At 46.4% G+C, this 18,181-nt stretch carries 15 protein-coding genes; 8 read left to right on the top strand and 7 right to left on the bottom strand.

What is annotated here, in order from left to right:
* Nucleotides 1-17: 17 nt before the first annotated feature.
* Nucleotides 18-761 carry a glutathione S-transferase family protein gene (locus ACJJI1_RS20495; RefSeq protein ID WP_444908139.1) on the bottom strand — a complete coding sequence of 248 codons (744 nt, stop codon included), beginning with the start codon at nt 759-761 and terminating at the stop codon, nt 18-20.
* 706 nt (nt 762-1,467) lie between these two features.
* On the opposite strand from ACJJI1_RS20495, the gene ACJJI1_RS20490 reads away from it, so the two are divergent.
* Nucleotides 1,468-2,718 (top strand): anthrax toxin-like adenylyl cyclase domain-containing protein, encoded by a 1,251-nt coding sequence (locus tag ACJJI1_RS20490; protein ID WP_444957841.1) that lies wholly within the window; start codon nt 1,468-1,470, stop codon nt 2,716-2,718.
* Nucleotides 2,719-3,111: 393 nt separating this feature from the next.
* Here the strand turns inward: ACJJI1_RS20490 and ACJJI1_RS20485 are convergent, their stop codons facing one another.
* Nucleotides 3,112-4,098 (bottom strand): alpha/beta hydrolase, encoded by a 987-nt coding sequence (locus ACJJI1_RS20485; RefSeq protein ID WP_444957840.1) that lies wholly within the window; start codon nt 4,096-4,098, stop codon nt 3,112-3,114.
* A 445-nt stretch (nt 4,099-4,543) separates the two neighbouring features.
* A complete protein-coding gene (locus ACJJI1_RS20480; RefSeq protein WP_444913174.1) occupies nt 4,544-4,963 on the bottom strand; it encodes a TraR/DksA family transcriptional regulator in 420 nt (139 codons plus the stop codon).
* 124 nt (nt 4,964-5,087) lie between these two features.
* Between ACJJI1_RS20480 and ACJJI1_RS20475 the strand changes: the two genes are divergently transcribed.
* From ACJJI1_RS20475 to ACJJI1_RS20450, 6 genes are all read left to right on the top strand, one after another.
* Nucleotides 5,088-5,450 carry a MerC family mercury resistance protein gene (locus tag ACJJI1_RS20475; protein WP_413662162.1) on the top strand — a complete coding sequence of 121 codons (363 nt, stop codon included), beginning with the start codon at nt 5,088-5,090 and terminating at the stop codon, nt 5,448-5,450.
* 9 nt (nt 5,451-5,459) lie between these two features.
* Nucleotides 5,460-5,969 carry a ZrgA family zinc uptake protein gene (locus ACJJI1_RS20470; protein ID WP_282933008.1) on the top strand — a complete coding sequence of 170 codons (510 nt, stop codon included), beginning with the start codon at nt 5,460-5,462 and terminating at the stop codon, nt 5,967-5,969.
* 3 nt (nt 5,970-5,972) lie between these two features.
* Complete coding sequence (locus ACJJI1_RS20465) at nt 5,973-6,440, top strand: Fur family transcriptional regulator (RefSeq protein ID WP_282933007.1); 468 nt, start codon at nt 5,973-5,975, stop codon at nt 6,438-6,440.
* The gene (locus ACJJI1_RS20460) at nt 6,440-7,480 is read left to right on the top strand and encodes a CobW family GTP-binding protein (RefSeq protein ID WP_282933006.1); all 1,041 of its coding nucleotides are present in this window, start codon (nt 6,440-6,442) and stop codon (nt 7,478-7,480) included. The genes ACJJI1_RS20465 and ACJJI1_RS20460 overlap by 1 nt, the downstream gene beginning before the upstream one ends.
* Before the next feature lie 121 nt (nt 7,481-7,601).
* Nucleotides 7,602-9,965: a M1 family metallopeptidase gene (locus ACJJI1_RS20455; RefSeq protein ID WP_444957839.1), complete on the top strand. Its 2,364-nt coding sequence runs from the start codon at nt 7,602-7,604 to the stop codon at nt 9,963-9,965.
* A gap of 107 nt (nt 9,966-10,072) precedes the next feature.
* Nucleotides 10,073-10,558 carry a DUF6702 family protein gene (locus tag ACJJI1_RS20450; protein ID WP_444897483.1) on the top strand — a complete coding sequence of 162 codons (486 nt, stop codon included), beginning with the start codon at nt 10,073-10,075 and terminating at the stop codon, nt 10,556-10,558.
* 170 nt (nt 10,559-10,728) lie between these two features.
* Here the strand turns inward: ACJJI1_RS20450 and ACJJI1_RS20445 are convergent, their stop codons facing one another.
* From ACJJI1_RS20445 to ACJJI1_RS20430, 4 genes are all read right to left on the bottom strand, one after another.
* On the bottom strand, nt 10,729-11,286 hold the full coding sequence (locus ACJJI1_RS20445) for a hypothetical protein (protein WP_157953999.1): 558 nt from the start codon (nt 11,284-11,286) through the stop codon (nt 10,729-10,731).
* Between the two features lie 530 nt (nt 11,287-11,816).
* Entirely contained in the window at nt 11,817-12,032 is a 216-nt protein-coding gene (locus ACJJI1_RS20440) for a hypothetical protein (protein ID WP_413662157.1), read from the bottom strand.
* Nucleotides 12,033-12,197: 165 nt separating this feature from the next.
* Nucleotides 12,198-14,525: a TonB-dependent receptor gene (locus ACJJI1_RS20435; protein ID WP_444957838.1), complete on the bottom strand. Its 2,328-nt coding sequence runs from the start codon at nt 14,523-14,525 to the stop codon at nt 12,198-12,200.
* Between the two features lie 42 nt (nt 14,526-14,567).
* Nucleotides 14,568-15,290: a DUF1826 domain-containing protein gene (locus ACJJI1_RS20430; protein ID WP_444957837.1), complete on the bottom strand. Its 723-nt coding sequence runs from the start codon at nt 15,288-15,290 to the stop codon at nt 14,568-14,570.
* A gap of 630 nt (nt 15,291-15,920) precedes the next feature.
* Here ACJJI1_RS20430 and ACJJI1_RS20425 point away from each other — a divergent pair.
* The gene (locus tag ACJJI1_RS20425) at nt 15,921-18,146 is read left to right on the top strand and encodes a S46 family peptidase (RefSeq protein ID WP_444957836.1); all 2,226 of its coding nucleotides are present in this window, start codon (nt 15,921-15,923) and stop codon (nt 18,144-18,146) included.
* The last annotated feature ends 35 nt before the right edge of the window (nt 18,147-18,181 follow it).

Raw genomic sequence — 18,181 nt, 5'->3', positions numbered from 1 at the left:
TCAGAGGGTATGTAAGGCTAATTCAATAAATCTTTTTCTAATTTGTTGCAAATGTCTTCCAAGAAAAATCCCCCTTGTTTTTCCAGCCCCCTGGAAAGCTCTAATAGCGAATCTGGGTATTGATCGACATAGTTTTGCTGAGTAATGCTATCTCTCGTTTTAAACCTTTTATACCAGGCATTGAGCTTCTTGAAACGACGGGGCAGCCTTACATCATAAAATTCATCCAGGAACATGATTAAAGGGAATGTGACACAGTCGGCAATAGTGGGGGAGTTCCCGTAAATAAATTCGTGACTTTCATTGATAGCGGTCTCTAATACATCCAGTCGTTTAATGAAATAGTAGGCTCCACTATATCCGGCATCTTTAAACTGTAGTTCTCGCTCCTGAAATACCGGGCTGATGTTATGGTTCCAGATTGCCAAAATTGTGTTGGCTTCATCTGCCATGGTGGTTAACCTAATAACGTTGGCATAGTCGATCGCATTTTCCCCGATCATGCTTGGGTTTGGGAATACTTTCTCTAGATAGTGAATGATCGCGAGGGATTCTGTAATTGAATTTTCATTATCTATTTTAAGGATTGGAAGTTTGCCATAGGGATTCAGTTCCAGTACCTCCGGCGGGGGCCATTTCTTCTCGACTTTGGGGTCATATTCCCTTGATTTGATATCCAACCCTTTCTCGGAAAGGTAGATATGTATCCTGCGCGGATAGAGCGCCCAGGAAAAGTTATATATCTCTAAATTGTCAGTCATTTGCAGCACCTTTGGTAACGTAAAGCGTCAGAGACTAATTTTGCAAACCCAACCTCTAGAAACATTAAAAGTTACATGAGTGAAGGCGTTCATGCAACCTTAAATGTTACGTAATGGCATCTGCTTTTGCAGTGAGAAGAATTACCGGGCAGAGGCTCTCTAGGTATAAGCTGCCGGTGGCTACGAGTTTTTAGGCTTCCTGCGCCGAGCAATCCACGCGCGTCTTTTCTCTACATGCCTATATTTAAAAGACCAAAATCTAAAAATGTCTGACCAAATTCTAAAGCCGAGAAAGTGGAATCTATGTAACTTTTAAACTGAGAGGCTATTGGGGCTTGGAGCTCATTTGGGGTAATAGATAATGATGCTTTGGCCATGTATTTGTACATACAGGATAGGGCATAGAAAGAGTCCGGAAATCGAAATGCTTAAGTTTTTAAAGCTCGCAAGTCTGGTTCAGTTTAAGTTCACGGATATTGGTTTATAAATAGATACAGGTTTAAAAAGGTGGCCATGGAGTTTTAACCCTTCGTCTTTATTAGTGAAAGTTAGAATTCCAGTATTGAGGGTAGGCCAGAATAATTTCTTAGGATTCTTGCCCATTAATTTATTGCTTTCACAAAGCTCCCCAAATTTATCCGGTGACTTATGTTTGTGTAACTTAATTAGACTCAAGTGTAAGCCCCCAAAAAAAGGAAGTTGATATATGGATCTTATATTTAACAATGCTGCATTACGCCAAAACCTTATAGGTTGCCCTGTAACTCATGCTGATGCATTTAAGTCAACGGCCGCTTCTCATCGTTGCGTTATCATCGTTCGCGCAACAGGGCCAACGTGTACTCAATTACTTGAGCAGGGATATGATACAAAGGGATTTAGGATTCATGGGAAGTCATGTGATTGGGGGCCGATGGCTGGTTTTGTTTTACGAGACCCCCGGTTAAATAAACACGGGATGAGAAAAGCGGCCTATAACCGCGCCCAGCATCAAGAGGCATTCACTGATAACAACTCTGGCGCGGGATGGACTGCATCAACAACACCGCTTCGCTTGCATCAGGAACGGGTTGATTGGCTGATTCAGAACGGAAAGATCAATGTTACAAGAAAAACTCAAGATCGTTACGAAGGTATAGCCAGCCACCTCAGTGGCATTACTTTTCATTACTCACTTATCAGGGTTAACACATGCTTGGGAGACATGTGGGGTGTCTATATTGATAAGGAAAAAAGTAGGCAGTCAGGCTTTATTCAGGAGCGTGGCAACATTGTTGTTCAGTATGACACTAAGTACAAGGATATGTATGAGCCGCTACTGGCAATGACTAACCCTGTTGAGCATCGTCATTTTCGAAATGAGCATCCCCTCAACGCGATTACTGGAGATTATGATCTGTTTGCTATCTGGCCATTTAAGCGGGGCGCAAAGAAGTTTGATCGATATGGAGATGATCGCCGTATTCTCGGCACTGCTCAAGCTTGGTCGCAGCGCCAGCATATCGAAAATCAATTGGAGAGAAATTTCACTACTCACAGGCAAGGCACCAAGCTGGGTAATATAACTAATCGGATTTATGAAGTAAGTCAGACTCTCAATTCCACTATCGGTGGTATCCGCAGCCCGAGAGCTGGAACTGGCCAGTGGGGGCCATTCCCCAGAAGAAATGTACTATGGCACAGTGATGAAGCCGCACGCCCATATGTGAACGATATAGATTTACCCCTTATTGCATTTACTCCTGCTCGCAGTGAAGCGGTTATTCAAACTTTGCAGGCTTTTAGAGAATTTATCGCAATGTGTAGAATACATGGTGTCCATGTCACTTTGGCAGAGGGTTGGGCAATGAACCCTACCAATAATAAGCCCGACCGATTGGGGCAAGGGTATGGAAGATTTGTACCTCGCGACTGGCACTTTGGTCAGTGGATCGTTCCACCTTGGTACAATGCTTAATAGAGTTATTATGTCGATGTCTGTGGTTACTTGAAAAGTAGCCACTACTTCTCCGGAGGCTGGTTGTCAACAGCGTTCTTGGAGCGGTCCTTTTAGGTAAAGTAGATGATTCTGTGTATATTTGAGGTGTTCAATATATACAGAGAGAGGGTGTGTGCGGAAACAAATACATTTATCCAGGCGGCAGTCAAGTGAGGTGCTCCAATCTAGTCAAGCTCACCATAAGCTTGTGGAGCAATTCATAGAGCATTAATCTACTTGAAAGTCTGACAAGGGGTTTCTACTTCAGGTGGTAGCTCTCGTGGGATGCGCAAGGTTGTAAGGGGGGCGACGGAATAGTACTAAACTGACATCAAAGATAAAATAGGAATTTGTTCTCAATTTTTTGTGTAACTAACTTTGAGTGCTGTTAAGCCATTTAATAATTTCTTTATGTTCGACTTCTCCTATTGTATTCATGCTTGGGTGATATCTGCCAGTAATTTTAATTAACGTTACATTGTCTTTTTTCAAGTTTTCATAATCCACATAAGGAGATATTTGGTCTGAATCTGAGAGTATTAGTAGTGTTGGAACCTTGGAGGACTTTAGGAGTGGTATTATCTTCGTGTCATCCAGATTGATTTTGGCTTTCTCTAGAGCCAGAATTGCACCCTTGCGAAAGTCTTTTTCAGGGATAATTTTGCTAAGTAGTGGGTGGTCACGTTTTGCATAATTGTACACAGCTTCATCAAATGATGGCATTGGGGCCGAAAGGATAATTCCACTAATGTCTTGTCGTTGGAAAGAAATATGGGCTGCCGTTAATGCACCCATCGAATTTCCCAGAATATAAATATCCTCATCTTTAATGACGCCCTCTTTAATTAAATTGTCAATGAGGTGGTTAATATAATTGCTGTCATCCACTCCGTATTTTTTATTGCCACCTGAATCACCATGACCGAGAAGATCTGGAACAACAACCTGAAACCCAAGAAAACGGAAGTATAAAGCTGAATTGATCATAAAATCTTTGGAGGTGCGAAATCCATGCAATAAGATTACGGTACCATCGTAACTCCGCTCCATAGAGTTTCTGGTTAAATCGATTTTAACATTGTTCTCTTTGTCGCCTTCTCCATGCTTTACGGAGTACTGAAGTTTGTTATCGGTTAAAGGTGGAGCATAGTAATAGCTAATACAGTTCTTTTTTTGCAGTGGGCAATATTTGTCTTTTTTGAAGTCTAAGTCTTTAATTTGATCGGCAGTTATTCTGTTGTTAAAAGAATAATCTTCAGCGTTGTCTATAAAGCTTGCGATCCTTTGGGAGCAGGCTGAAGTAGCTAAGCATGTTAAGGTAATGGAGAGTACTTTAATTAGAGATACTTTGGTTTTCATGGTTTTTGACTTTAGGAGGTTGCCGTAATTTACTCGCAGGATTATTCGTTTTTCTCTTGCCTTTGATATGTGCCATATAGGCAACCAGTTCTTCTGCCTGTAAACCTGCTCTGGGGGGTACTTCGTTCATAATTTAGGGCTTTTCCAACTTTTGCCCTTGTTTTGCGAAGGGGGCTTAGGAGTCTGCTGAGGTATTGTGTTTCGAACCAGCGTACGCCCAAGATGAGTACTAATTACTTGAGCCGGCTTGTACTTCTTCTAGGCTAGCGTGTGCCACTTATGTTGGGAGTCTAGGGTTTTGCCGAATAACTAAAGTGACCACTAAACCCCTTCTTTGGTTGAGAAGGCTGTCGGCTATCCTCTAAGGCAGCATGAAAACCTCCATTCCTCAAGGTGCTACCGTGTTATATCTAGTCACAGCAAAGCGTGAGGCCGAGTATGGTGCTTACCTTTGCTTGCTGTAGTTGCGTTCCAGCATTTCCTGGCGACTTTTTTCTTCAAAAGAGAGTTCTGCAGTGGGCCTTAATAGCAGTCGCTGCAAACCGATCGGATCCCCACTTATCTCACAGTACCCGTAAGTGCCATCTTTAATCTTCTCTAATGCCCGCTGGATCTTGCGCAGAAGTAGATGCTTGCGGCCGGTAAAGCGTAGGTGTTGCTGGTTCTCCTGCTCTGCGGCCGCTCGGTCCAGGTCATCAGCTAAGGCAAGGTTCGTGGTTGCAATAGCCTGCTGTCCCTGTTCAACCTCTGCCATTAGGTCGCTTTTCAATTCCATTAGACGATGCTGGAAGAAGAATAGTTGTTTTTCGTTCATATAGTCTGAGGCGGGCATCCCCAGCAGTTCTTGCTCACTGATTTTTGGCATTCCATGAATCCCCTGTTCCATAGCTCACGTTGACTTGAAATATTAAATTGATGATATAACATATCATCATGTTGGCTGAAGTGTATGTGGTTGTCTTGGGTTCTCGTAGATTAAAAGGATTGTTGTGAGAGATACTTTAGGAATTTTGGCTTCTGGGCTTTGCTTGCTGCACTGTCTTTTGACTCCTTTGTTACCGGTATTGGGAGGTTTGGGGATATTGGGTGCTTTACAAGAGGACCAGTTTCTCCATTTGCTGTTGCTTGTACCCGTGGTAATTCTGGCCTTGGCCAGCTTCCCAGCCTCTTGCCGACGCCATCAGCGCTACGCGGTAATGATTGTTGGTTTCTCCGGGGCATTGCTATTGGTTGGTGCGCTATATATCGAGGGGGTATGGGAGCTAGTTGCCAGTGTTCTTGGTGCAGGCTTATTGATTGTTGCCCACTGGGTAAATCAGCGCTTGATTTATCGGGGCGCTCTTGTCGAATAGGTGAAGATCATGAGGCTTGCAGGAGCATTGTTCGTTGTGTTTTTTTGGGCTGGCCCGGTGGCTGCAGAGGTGGGAAGCCATGTTCACGGTAAGGCGATGATGTACCTGGTGGCCGAAGCAGACAGAATCAGTGTCGAGCTGGAGTCGCCCACAGTCGACCTGGTGGGATTTGAGCATGCGCCACGTAACGATGCTCAAGAGCGGCTGTTAGAACAGGTTGCTTTTAATCTATCCAAGCCAGACCATTTTTTGGAGTTTGTCGGTGCTCAGTGCCATCCCTTAAGTGTGGAAGTTAAGGCGCCATATAGCGCAGAAGTTACCAGTGACAACTCAGTGCACAGTGGTTTCCGTGCTAGTTACCAATTCAAGTGTGATAATCTGGCAGAGTTCAACAGTGTCATTGTTACCCTGTTTGAGAGGTTTCCCGGTATTCATGGGATTGCAGTGCAATGGATCAGCTCCGGTCGTCAGGGGGCTGAACTGCTCACTGGTAAAGACAACAAATTGCAAATGAAATAGGCTATGAAAGCATCCCAAATCAAACAGACCCTGAGTGTGGCGGAACAAACCTGTCGCAGTTCAGGTGCCCGCCTGACTGAAAAGCGTAAGAACGTTCTTACCGTGTTGTTGCGGTCAAAAACTCCGCTCTCTGCCTATGAAATAGCGGAGCATTACAATGGTGACTTTGGCGACTCAATTCCCGCCATGTCAGTCTATCGAATGCTGGACTTTCTGGCAGCAGAGAACCTGGTTCACAAACTCAATTCAGAAAACAAGTACCTGGCCTGTGCTCATATTGCCTGTGACCACAGCCACCAGACTCCACAGTTTTTAATCTGCAATCGCTGCAGCAAAGTGCGGGAAATTGGCATTAGGCCCGAAGTCATTGATGCATTGCGGGATACGGTTGAAAGTGCTGGATATCATCTCCAGACATCCCAATTGGAGCTGGATTGTGTTTGTGATGAGTGCAGCCGGGATGCAGCTTAGTGGCAGCTAGTCAGTTAATACGCGGGGTACCTGCCAACGTTATCACTGGTTTTTTGGGCGTCGGCAAGACAACGGCTATCCGGCATCTCCTGGAAAGTAAGCCCGCTGATGAGCGCTGGGCTGTTCTGGTCAATGAGTTTGGAGAAGTGGGCGTTGATGGCGCACTTTTTGAACCAGAACAGGAAGGCAATATTTATATTCGAGAGGTACCTGGCGGTTGTATGTGCTGTGCTGCTGGTTTGCCGATGCAGGTCGCTTTAAACCAGTTACTGGCTAAGGCCAGGCCCCATCGATTAATAATTGAGCCGACGGGCCTGGGGCACCCTAGAGAGGTGCTGGCGGCTTTGTCTGATGCAGTGCGCGGCGGTGTGTTGGACCTTCGCGGTACGCTAACTTTGGTCGATGCTCGCTGTATTGAAGACGACCGCTACTTACGCAGTGAGACTTTTCGGCAGCAATTAGAAGTTGCTGATCTGGTAGTGGCTAATAAGTCTGATCTCTACGGCCCCGAAGACTTGCAAAACCTTCAGCGATTTCTCTCGTTCTTAGGTGAGGGCGCTGAAAAACCGCTGCAAGTGGTGGAGCAGGGGCGTATCGAATTGGATTGGCTCCAACTGCCCTGCAGTTTTCAGGTCTCGTCGGGGAGTGACCACCACCACCCAGTAACTCAGGCGGCGGATGAGATTGAGCTATTGCCGGAGTGTGGCTATCTCCGCTCAGAGAATAGCGGAGAGGGTTACTACAGCTGTGGCTGGCGTTTTAGCCCTGAATTTATATTTGATTATGATGCGCTCTTTTCACTATTCAGTGGCACTGACGCTGAGAGAATCAAGGGGGTATTTATTACCGAGCAAGGTGTATTTGGATTTAATAAGGCTGACAAAGTGCTTACAGTTTTAGAGCTGGATGACACATTGGAAAGCCGGGTAGAGGCGATTAACCAAGCGCGTTTGGATTGGGATGCAATGGAGAGCTCCTGGATCGCTGCCCTGGCGGATAACCAGGGTACCGAAACAAAAGTGTTTTACGAATCCAAATAGCTATATGGCCAGGTATTCAAATCTGGCCTGGCTTATTAGAAATTTTTGCATAAATTCGGTCATTTTTTCGCGGCCGTATTCCGTAAAGTTTTAATCTGACGTAAATCTCTGAAGTAAACCAATGAATATAAAATTACTCGGCCGCTTAACTGTGGCATGGCTTGCTATGTCCGGAACCTCGGGCAGCTTTGCCGCAGATCCCCTAAATGTAACCGGTGATAAGTTCCGCCAGCTGGAGGAACTGCTGCCGACACCGAATAGTTACCGAACAGCGTCGGGAGCCCCTGGTCATGCCTATTGGCAGCAGCAGGCGGACTACGATATCAAGGTTTCACTAGACGATGATAAGCAACTGATCACTGCTTCAGAGACCATCACTTACACCAATAATTCGCCGGATACCCTGCGTTACTTATGGGTGCAACTGGATCAAAATCGCTTCAAGCCAAATTCCTCTGGTAATTTGGCGACGCCGGTTGATATGGAAGCTATTGAACCGGACACCATTCCATTTAAGAGTTTTCGTCGTGCAGTAGTATCCGGTGAATTCCCAGGCGGATACCAGATTACTAAAGTGGCTGACACTCGGGGTAGGGAGCTTCGCCATACTATTGTCGATACCGGCATGCGAATTGACTTGCCCCAGCCTCTGGCCTCAGGTTCCAGCGTGAGTTTCCAGATTGACTGGGCTTACAAGGTTATTGAGCAGAAAGCACTGGGTGGGCGTTCCGGTTATGAATATTTTGAGCGCGACGATAACTACTTATACGAGATAGCCCAATGGTTCCCTCGTATGGCTGCATATAACGATGTTAGCGGGTGGCAAAACAAGCAGTTCCTGGGACGCGGCGAATTTGCGCTGGAGTTTGGGGATTATCGCGTTGCTATTGAAGTGCCAGCAGATCATATCGTTGCTGCAACCGGTGTTCTTCAAAATCCCAAGGATGTATTGACCTCCAAGCAGCGCGAGCGTTTGAGAAAGGCTCGAGTAGCCAGTAAGCCTGTGATGATTGTCACTAAGAATGAAGCGCTGGAGAACGAAAAAAGTCGTTCAAATAAGCGTAAAACCTGGGTATTTGAAGCTGAGAATGTACGTGACTTTTCTTGGGCTTCGTCACGTAAATTCCTGTGGGACGCACAGGGTTACAAGAAGGGTGGAACCGATACGATGGCTATGTCCTTCTACCCGGAAGAGGGCACTCCACTGTGGGACAAGTACTCAACAGAGTCCATTATTCATACAATAGATATCTATAACCGCTACAGTTTTGACTATCCCTATCCGGTCTCTATTTCCGTCAATGGCCCTGTGGGGGGAATGGAATACCCCATGATCACCTTCAATGGTCCGCGCCCTGAAATTGATGAGGAGGACCGCAGCAAGCGTACTTACTCTCGCCGCACCAAGTATGGGCTTATCTCTGTGATCATTCATGAGGTGGGGCACAATTATTACCCTATGATCATTAACTCTGATGAGCGTCAGTGGACCTGGATGGATGAGGGCCTGAATACCTTCGTACAGTTCTTGGCTGAACAGGAATGGGAAGAGAAGTATCCATCCCGCCGTGGCGATGCACGAAAAATTGTCGAGTATATGAAGAGTGAAAACCAGGTTCCGATTATGACGAACTCGGAATCTGTGCTTCAGCTTGGTAACAATGCCTACGGTAAGCCTGCAGCTGCACTGAATATCCTGCGTGAATCCATTATGGGGCGTGAGTTGTTCGATTTTGCTTTCCGGGAATATGCCCAGCGTTGGAAGTTCAAACGCCCTATGCCTGCGGACTTTTTCCGCACTATGGAAGATGCATCAGGTATGGATCTTGATTGGTTCTGGCGTGGCTGGTTCTATACTACCGATAATGTCGATATCAGCCTTGATGCGGTCCATCATTACACAGTAGGCACCAAGAACCCTGAAGTGGAAGGTCCCTGGAAACGGGCCCAGCATGAAAATGAGCCAGACACTATCACTGTAATTGAAAACCGCGAACGAAAGCTGACTCGCATCGTTGATGGTAAGCCGGAGCTGGAAGACTTCTACAACAAGCACGATGAATTTGATGTCTCCAATGCGGACCGCAATAGCTACCAAAGCCAACTTGAAGGGCTTGAGGACTGGGAAAAGGACATGCTCAAAGTAGAGAGCAATGTCTATGTAATGGACTTTAGCAATATTGGCGGCCTGGTAATGCCGTTACTCCTGCGCCTGGAATATGAAGATGGAAGTATTGAGGACTTACGTATCCCTGCGGAAATCTGGACTCGCAATGCTAAGAAAACTTCCAAAATGCTGGTGCGGGACAAGAGCAAGGTACTCAAGTCAGTAGTGCTCGACCCCCACTGGGAAACAGCAGATGTTAATGTGGAGAACAATTTCTACCCACGCCGAATTATCAAGTCTCGCCTGGAGCTATTTAAGGATGAGAAGCCGCGTAACTTGATGAAGGATTGGGACGTAGAGCTTAAAGAGGAAGATTAAGCCTTGGAAGAAGTGCAGCTCTGCGGCAGTGGGCCTGGAGAGCTGCACTTAGTGCTCTTTACTTAACGTATCCACCTGAAACATTCATTGTGTTGTGGTAGTAATTGATGAAAGTTTTATTTTCCTTCTTGTTGATAGTAACGACCTCGATATTTACACTCCAGGCAAATGCACATCGCTATCATTTTGGTTTGACCGACCTCTCCGTAAACGAGCGCACTCAAACACTGGAGGTCTCCCATCGTTTTTTTGTTGCTGATATTGAAAAGGCCTTATCAATAAGTGCCAGTAAAGAATTGAATGAAGCACAAAAACAGATGGAGAGCTATGTCAATTCAAGATTCCAGATTAGCCAGGAAAATGGTGAGTTGTTGAAGCTCAATTGGGTAGGTGTGGAGTCCGATGTTCATGACATCTGGATATATCAGGAAATACCTTTGGTAGATATTTCCAGCAAAAAATTGTGTGTTAAGCAATCAATGCTCATGGAAATTGAGCAGGATCAAGTGAATACTATAAATGTCAATCGAGGTAAGAAAACCCAAAGTTACACCTTAAAACCAGGTGGGAGTAGGGTAGAGTTTGCCTTATAAGCTGGAAATTTATCAGATAGCATCTAATTTTGTGCTTGTCTGAAGAGCTGTAGTTCAGGGTTGACCTGACAGAAGACCTTTTGAAAACCGGTAACTGTCAGATCAAATCTGAACTGATGCAGTCAAAAGCAGAATAGCTCAATAGGCTATACGTCCACTCTTGAGAAAAGTTAAATTACTTGCCCCGTTACCGGCATATATATCATGGTTGTATGGGAGTTGCCGTTATGATTACTATCTTTACCAAAAAAATGAGCCATATCTAGTAGCTCCCAACCGCCTGTATTTCCATCAGTAAAAACACAGTCACTTTTATTGCCTGCTCCATGACCATTTGAGGTATGAATCATTACATGTCTCATAACTCCTAAATTTGATAGAAAACCAACGAAACAGCCCTCCGGCAAGGTCATTAAATCGTGCAGAGTATTAACTGATCGGGTTCTGGGGGTGGCTCCAAAAATTCTATTGTAGTTATTGTTACCAGTAACATTATAGTTTTTGTTGTCCATGGTTACACTTGGGCAGTTTACACCCTTGGCGCTCCAGGCACAGTAGAGCGCAGCGTCCCAGCATTGCAAACTGCTTAGTTTTGTATAAAGGGAAAGCTCTGGCCCTGTCAGAGTGCCGTTCATGAAAGCGGGTTTCGCATTTCCCATCGCCTCAGCTAACAGACGCGTTCTTCTACCTGGTGTTTGCCCCTCAGGGATTAAGGTCATTAGTGGCATTTTTGTTCCTTATTTTTATGCTTAGAAGTTGTTTTCTAAATGTTAATGCACCAAATGAATCGCATTGAAGCCATGATAAATGAATGGCGGACCTAACTGTTAGAAAAAAGTGCTATTTGTAATGCTGTGTTTTAGTCGGCTAATGGCAATCTCTAGATGCGACTCTTTATTTTATATTTTTTGATTAAATGGCCGTGCTTTGTGGGCGGCAAGTCGTAAAACCCTACTTGGTATCAGGGGTTTCATTTTCGTAATTTCCGTTTCAGATCTTTAGTTTGAGTAACTGTGATCTCTGGTATCAATTTCTGGATGTTATTAACGGCTTCATGTTGCTTGTAAAGGCAGTTGAGTTGAGGTCGCTATGGTTGTTTTAGCTTGGAGTAATAGCTAGATGTAAATCTTTCTTAAATTATCCGCATCGATGGGTAGGGTGTTTGGATTTCCTTATAAAACTATTAATCTGGAGTCACATAATGCCAGTCGAGGCTATTGTGTCCTTTGTTTTTGGTGGTTTTTGGTTGTCTCCGGGGTTATATTCCTTCACGTACTTGTTTAAACCAGCTGAGTACTTTCTGGTGGTGTTCTTGCCCGTATAAGAGAATAAAATTACGGGTGTGGTAATTCTTGTTGTCCTGCAGTGCATTGATGCGCTCATCAACAAATTCTGGTGTTAGTTCGATGCCGCACTCTACCGTAATGCAATGTAGCCAAGCGTTGAAATTCTCTGGTACTACTGGCTGGGTCATAATAACTCCTAATTATTTTCTTGGTGCCTACGGGCCCTAAGGGAAGTTCTTGTGAAAACGCAGGGATTTATCTAAGTTCTTATTGAGGGCAATTTATAAAATGGAAAAACCACCGGCAATGATTACTGCTGGTGGTTTGATTGATTGACTAAAGCCTTTCCCTGACTAAAACATGCCTCGCAATCCAACACTAAAGTTCCGCCCCGGCAGTGGAGCAAGTTCCTTTAGGAAGGATGAATGCACGTAAGCTAACTCGTCAGTTAGATTGTTAGCCTTCAGGTAAACGGTGAGGTCGTGTTGGCTTCCTTGAAAAGTGTATGCAAGCTCAGTATTCAAAAGTGTGTAAGCAGCGGTGCTGGTTTCCAGTTCTGATACTTTGTTTTGCTCAAACGCGTGCGTAATCTCAATTCCTGCATCCCATCCATTGGAGCTATAACTTAACATACTGCCCAATCGTGCAGGTGGAATGCGAGGCAGGTTACCTCCGTCATCTAACTTTCCACGAACAGTGTCTCCCCACAGTGTTAATGTGAGTGGCTTGGATATTTGCCAGGCAAATTCAGCTTCTAGCCCGTAGAGTGTCGAATCAGCTTGATCGAAGACATAAACGGGTAATTCGCCATGATCGTGACTCTCTTCTTCCTCATCGTGACCATGCTCTTCAATATCTTCGCTGGTGTAGCCCGTATTTCGCTCGTAGTAGAAATTATCAACCTGGTTGTAGAATAGATTCAGCACCCAGCCGATATTTCCGGAATGCCGGCGAAAACTGAGGTCAATGTTGTTGGAAACCTCTTCCTCAACATTGTTCTCGTAGTAAAAATAGGGCTCTTCTGTGTCATCCAGTCTAAATAGTGCGCCGACTTCGAAGGTGCTGGTGCCAATATGGGGACCATAAGAAAAAAGTTCAGCGGCACTGGGTGCTCGCTGGGCGTGGGTAAAAGAGATGCCGGCATTGTAATTAGCGGCAATGTCCCAGACCAAGCCGGCAGAAAAACTATAGGGTGTAAAAGCTAACTTATCGAGATTTCCCCCCTCCCAGTCATCATCGGTGGCTTCGATAGTGACTCTTTCGATTCGGGCTCCTAACTGCCATAGGAGCTCCCCCGTGTGCTTTTCCTGTATTAGCCCAATCGCTGAGCTTTCCGTTGTGCTCGGCGGAGTGAACGCCTCTTCGCCTATTGCTTCAAAATCGGTGGTTTTGCTTTCCAGGGTTATTGCACCACGCCAGCCGGCCATATCTTGCAGCAGCAGGTTGACCCGTGCTTGCAGTGTTTGATTACTGAATGTCGTACCGATAGCGTTGTTTTCGATCTCAGAATGTTCGTAGTCTGTGTAGCCAATTCTGGCATCCAGGCCGCTCAACCATGGGTTATCCAGTGACAGTTCGCTAGCCAATTGCCAGCGGTCCTGTTTCAAGTCAGAGACTACTTCTAACTCTTCTTCATGCTCGTCATGATGCTCTGACTCATCTTCCTCGTGTTCCTCATGTTCTTCAGCGTGCGAATGGCTGTGCCCGGGAATACTGTTAATTCGCTCCAGGCGTCCATAGGCAAGGCCGATTGAACCATTATCTAAAAACCAGTTGCCACCGATGTTGAACCCTTTGCTTTTTGAGTCACTGTTCTCTAATACCCCACTGGATTCTTCGCCATAGTCGCTTGAGGTGGGAATTTCATAGTTGTCACCTTTGCGCCAGAAACTGTCCACGTGATACGCGAGCTGATCATTGCCGCCGGTATGAGCCAGCGAGGCTTCGCGCTCATCTGCCACGGTATTGCTGCCCAGCGAGTAAGCGGTCCTGTTTTCACTAGAGGTAGGGATCCGCTCATCTACAACATTGACTACGCCACCAATGGCTCCTGAACCATAAAATAAAGTGGCAGGCCCCCGCAGGATTTCTATCTGCTCTGCAGTAATGGTCTCAGTGGCGACGACATGGTCTGGGCCAACTCGGGAGGCATCAGCGCTATCGAGCCCATTTTGGGTAATCAGAACGCGGGGGCCGTTGAGTCCGCGGATAATGGGACTACTGGCTACTGGTCCAAAGTAACTGGAATGAACCCCTACTTCATTCTTGAGGGTTTCTCCCAAAGTGGAGGCTTGTTTTCGACGCAGCTCTCCACCGGCTACCACTGTTACTGGTTGTGCTGATTCAATAGTGGAAGCATGTAATGGCGTGGCTGTTACGTCAATTTGTTCGATAACAGTGTGTTGCAAGGTAACCTTCAGGGGCTCATCCTGACCAGCTTGTAAAATTACTGTCTTATGGCTGTGCCCCGGGGCATTGATATGGATCTCGCGGAGCTGTGAAGTATTCACCTCAAGTGAAAATCGGCCCTGCGCATCTGTTTGTGCCTGCTGTCTACTTCCCGCGACTTCAATACTAGCGCCATAGATGGGCTCTCCAGAAGAATCTAATACCTGGCCGGAAATCCCATGGGCCAGGTTAGATAGGGTCATCAGTGCGAAAAGGTTCGCAGTAAGTTTCATGAGTTATTCCTTATAAGATTTTTACGTCCAAGTGCACGCTAGTTACTCGTCGGCGGACCCGAAATCGAAAGTGAGTAGCAGTCGCAGTTGGCCGGGCTCGACACTCGGCGAGCGGTGGATTAGACCGGCCCCTTCATTGCCCTCCCAGAGTTCGCCTTTGAGAAGGGCAACCGAGCCGCATGCCAGGTGATTGATGGAAGTTGGAGGGAATTCGTGGTTAGCCTTTAAGTCGAGCGTATTTGGGTCAATAGAGTCTGGAGTCAGCCACTCTGTACCCGTACCTAAATATGTCGTAATCAATCGGCAGGGCACCCGATCTACATGAAACTTGGGGCACATTGCACCGTTCAGGGTTGTTAAACGAATACCGACTCCACTTAGCTCAAATAGGTAACTGAACATGTCTGCCAGTAGCTGGATATCAGCACACAAGTGCGGGTAGGGAGCAAGCTCTGGCAATGCTTCACCGAGGCGCTCGATCTTGGAGGTGGGTAATAGAATCCTGCGGTTGGGGTGTACACCACTATTTAAGAGGGTGCGGCAATCACTGGCTATGCTACTGGGCAGTTCCCGTTGCCAGATGGCCATATTGATATCAGCTTGGAAAATATCTGCTAAAACTTCTCCATTATCTGCAGATACGGCCCGACGGGTATTTGGCAGGTCTGCCTCTGACAGTCCTTCCTCTTTCGGAGCCAGTTCAGCACTTGGATTTTGTGTGATAAGTGTCTCATGGCTTCTTTCTGTAAAGTCAGTCAGGCTCAAACTAATCTCCAATTAAGTAAATTCGGCCAATAAAAACTATTTTCAGAGGCTTTAATTGCTTTGCTCTTTGCTGTGGCGGGCACTGCAATACCTAAATTCCTCACTCGCACTACCCACTCCTCAATGCAAGTTATGATATAACATATCATATTGGGGGGTGGTCATCCTAGCAACTTCCAATATTGGGGTGAATCAAGCTTGAAGACCGAATTCATCGGGAGTTCTGACAGCTGGAGGGAACCTTGGTGAGGCGTATTGCCCACCGCCTGGCGCAAGTAGATTATTCGGCGATGTTCTTTTTAACAGCAAAACTGTTTATCGCAGATTTCTTTCTTGCTGTCGTCGTAATTCACATTTTGCTCAGATTTGATTGAATCAAAATGATATAGTATATCAATTGTGTATTTATGGTTTATCCCACTTTAGTGGAGGAGCCAGGGAAATAATGGCAATGATTGGCAGGATTTAGCTAGGGGTGCAGCTTCGTGCCGGCCTGCAGCCGGGGAGGGTGTGTTACTCTGTCAGCCTGCCGTGTTTATGAGTGAATTTTCGGTGTACCGGAAAAGACAGGGTTAGCGTTGGGAAGTACCCAAAATTAACCTGTTATTTTTTAAATATTGCTGAGTAAATATGAAAATAAATAATTCTATTGTTTACGGGGTTGCAACTGCTGCATTATTTGCTGGAGCGAGTTGCGCCAGCCTCGCCGCAGAGAAAGAGAGTGTTTCGACTGAAGGTATGTGGCAACCTCACCAGTTGCCTGAGCTGTCCAAAGAGCTTCGCACTCATGGCCTGGAGCTGGACCCAGCCAGCATGACCAAGCTTACCGAATTTCCAATGAACGCGGTGATCAGCCTGGGGGGATGTTCCGCTTCCTTTGTCTCCCCCACGGGATTGGTGATTACCAACCACCACTGCGCCTACGGTTCAATTTCATACAATTCAACTGAATCCAAGGATTTACTGGCTGAAGGTTTCCTGGCCGGAGATTTGTCTGAAGAGCTGCCTGCTGCACCGGGCTCCCGCGTCTACGTCACCGTTGCAATGAACGAAGTAACGGACAAGGTTAACGAACGCCTGACAGATGAGATGGATGGTGCTGCACGTTTTGCCGCAATCGAAGAAGCGGAGAAGTCGCTGGTTTCCGAGTGTGAAAAAGATCCGGGCCATCGCTGTGAGGTCTATAGCTACTACGGCGGTTTGAACTACTACCTGGTCAAGCAGCTGGAAATCCGCGATGTGCGCTTGGTTCATGCGCCGGCGTCTTCGATTGGCAAATTCGGCGGCGATATCGATAACTGGATGTGGCCTCGCCATACTGGCGATTACGCTTTCTACCGCGCCTATGTGGGTAAAGATGGTAAACCGGCCGATTACTCTAAAGATAATGTCCCTTACGAGCCCAAGCACTACCTGCCCGTAGCGGCAAAAGGCCCTAAGGAAGGCGATTTTGTGATGGTTGCCGGTTACCCTGGCCGCACTAATCGCTATCGCACCGCCCAGGAAGTGGAAAGTAACTTTAATTGGTATTACCCAAACATGCAGCGGGTGCTGGGTGAATGGTCGGAAACGATTGGTGCGGCAACTGCCGACAATAAAGATGCAGAGTTAAAGTATGCAAGCCTCGTGGCAGGTTTGAATAATTACTCTAAAAACTTTACCGGCATGATGGAGGGTTACCAGCGTAGCGATCTATTGCAGCGTAAAGAAAAGCTGGAAAAAGATTTGCAAGCTTGGGTGGATTCAGACAAGGCCCGCGAGAAAAAATACCAGTCGACGATCGATGATCTCGAGGCGCTGGTTGTAGAAAAAGAATCAACCCGTGAGCAGGACCTGGCCATCGATTATATGGATCGTTCAGCCATGCTGGGTGCCGCGAGCAAACTGTATCGATTGGCCAAAGAGAACGAAAAACCGGATGCTGAGCGCAAGCCGGGTTATCAGGAACGGGATCTAACCCGATTCAAAGAGGGCATGCGACGTATAGAGCGCAGCTATCACCCATCAGTCGACAAACAGATCTGGCTTTACTTCCTGGACCGTTATCAGGCGCTCCCTAAGGAGCAGCGTATAGCCAGCTTTGATCGTTACTTGAATATCGGCAAAGGCAATACTGACTTAGAGGCAACTCTCGACAAAATGTATAAGGAAACAGAGCTTTCCGATGTCGAGGTACGTGAAGCGTGGATCGGTAAAAAGCCTGAAGACTTTAAAGAGAGCAAAGACCCGTTTATCCAGCTGGCAGTGGCCATGTACGAAGACATGCTTACGCGTGAAGAGCATGAGGAGTCCATGAAAGGGCGCTTCGCTCAATTGCGCCCACAGTATATGGAGATGCTGATAGATTATTACCACTCCCTAGGTAAGCCGGTCTACCCGGATGCAAATAGCTCTCTTCGCGTGACTTATGGCCTGGTTAAAGGCTATGAGCCACCAGCTGGAACAATTAAAGAGGCAGCAGATGGTAATGACGGTAAACAAGGCTTTGTACCTTTTACAACATTGCGTGGTATTAAGGCAAAGTATACCGGCGAGGACCCCTTTGATGCTCCCAAGGCTTTGATGGAAGCGATCGATAAGAAGAACTATGGCCGCTACTATGAAAAGCAGCTGGATTCAGTACCGGTTAATTTCCTAAGTACCGTAGATATTACGGGCGGTAACTCAGGATCTCCGACAATGAATGGTCGCGGCGAGCTGGTGGGAGTCGTATTTGACGGAACATACGATAGCATCAATGCTGATTGGGACTTCACCGATAGCACCCGGGCGATTCATGTCGACATCGCTTACATTCTCTGGGTAATGGAGAATATCGACGGTGCCGGATACCTGGTTCGGGAGATGGGCCAATAGCCGGCAATCGATGAAGTAGTGTCCTCGGGTGAGCA

The sequence above is a fragment of the Microbulbifer maximicatervae (SeqCode) genome, from assembly GCF_052467065.1.
This window is presented reverse-complemented; position numbering and strand designations above follow the sequence as displayed.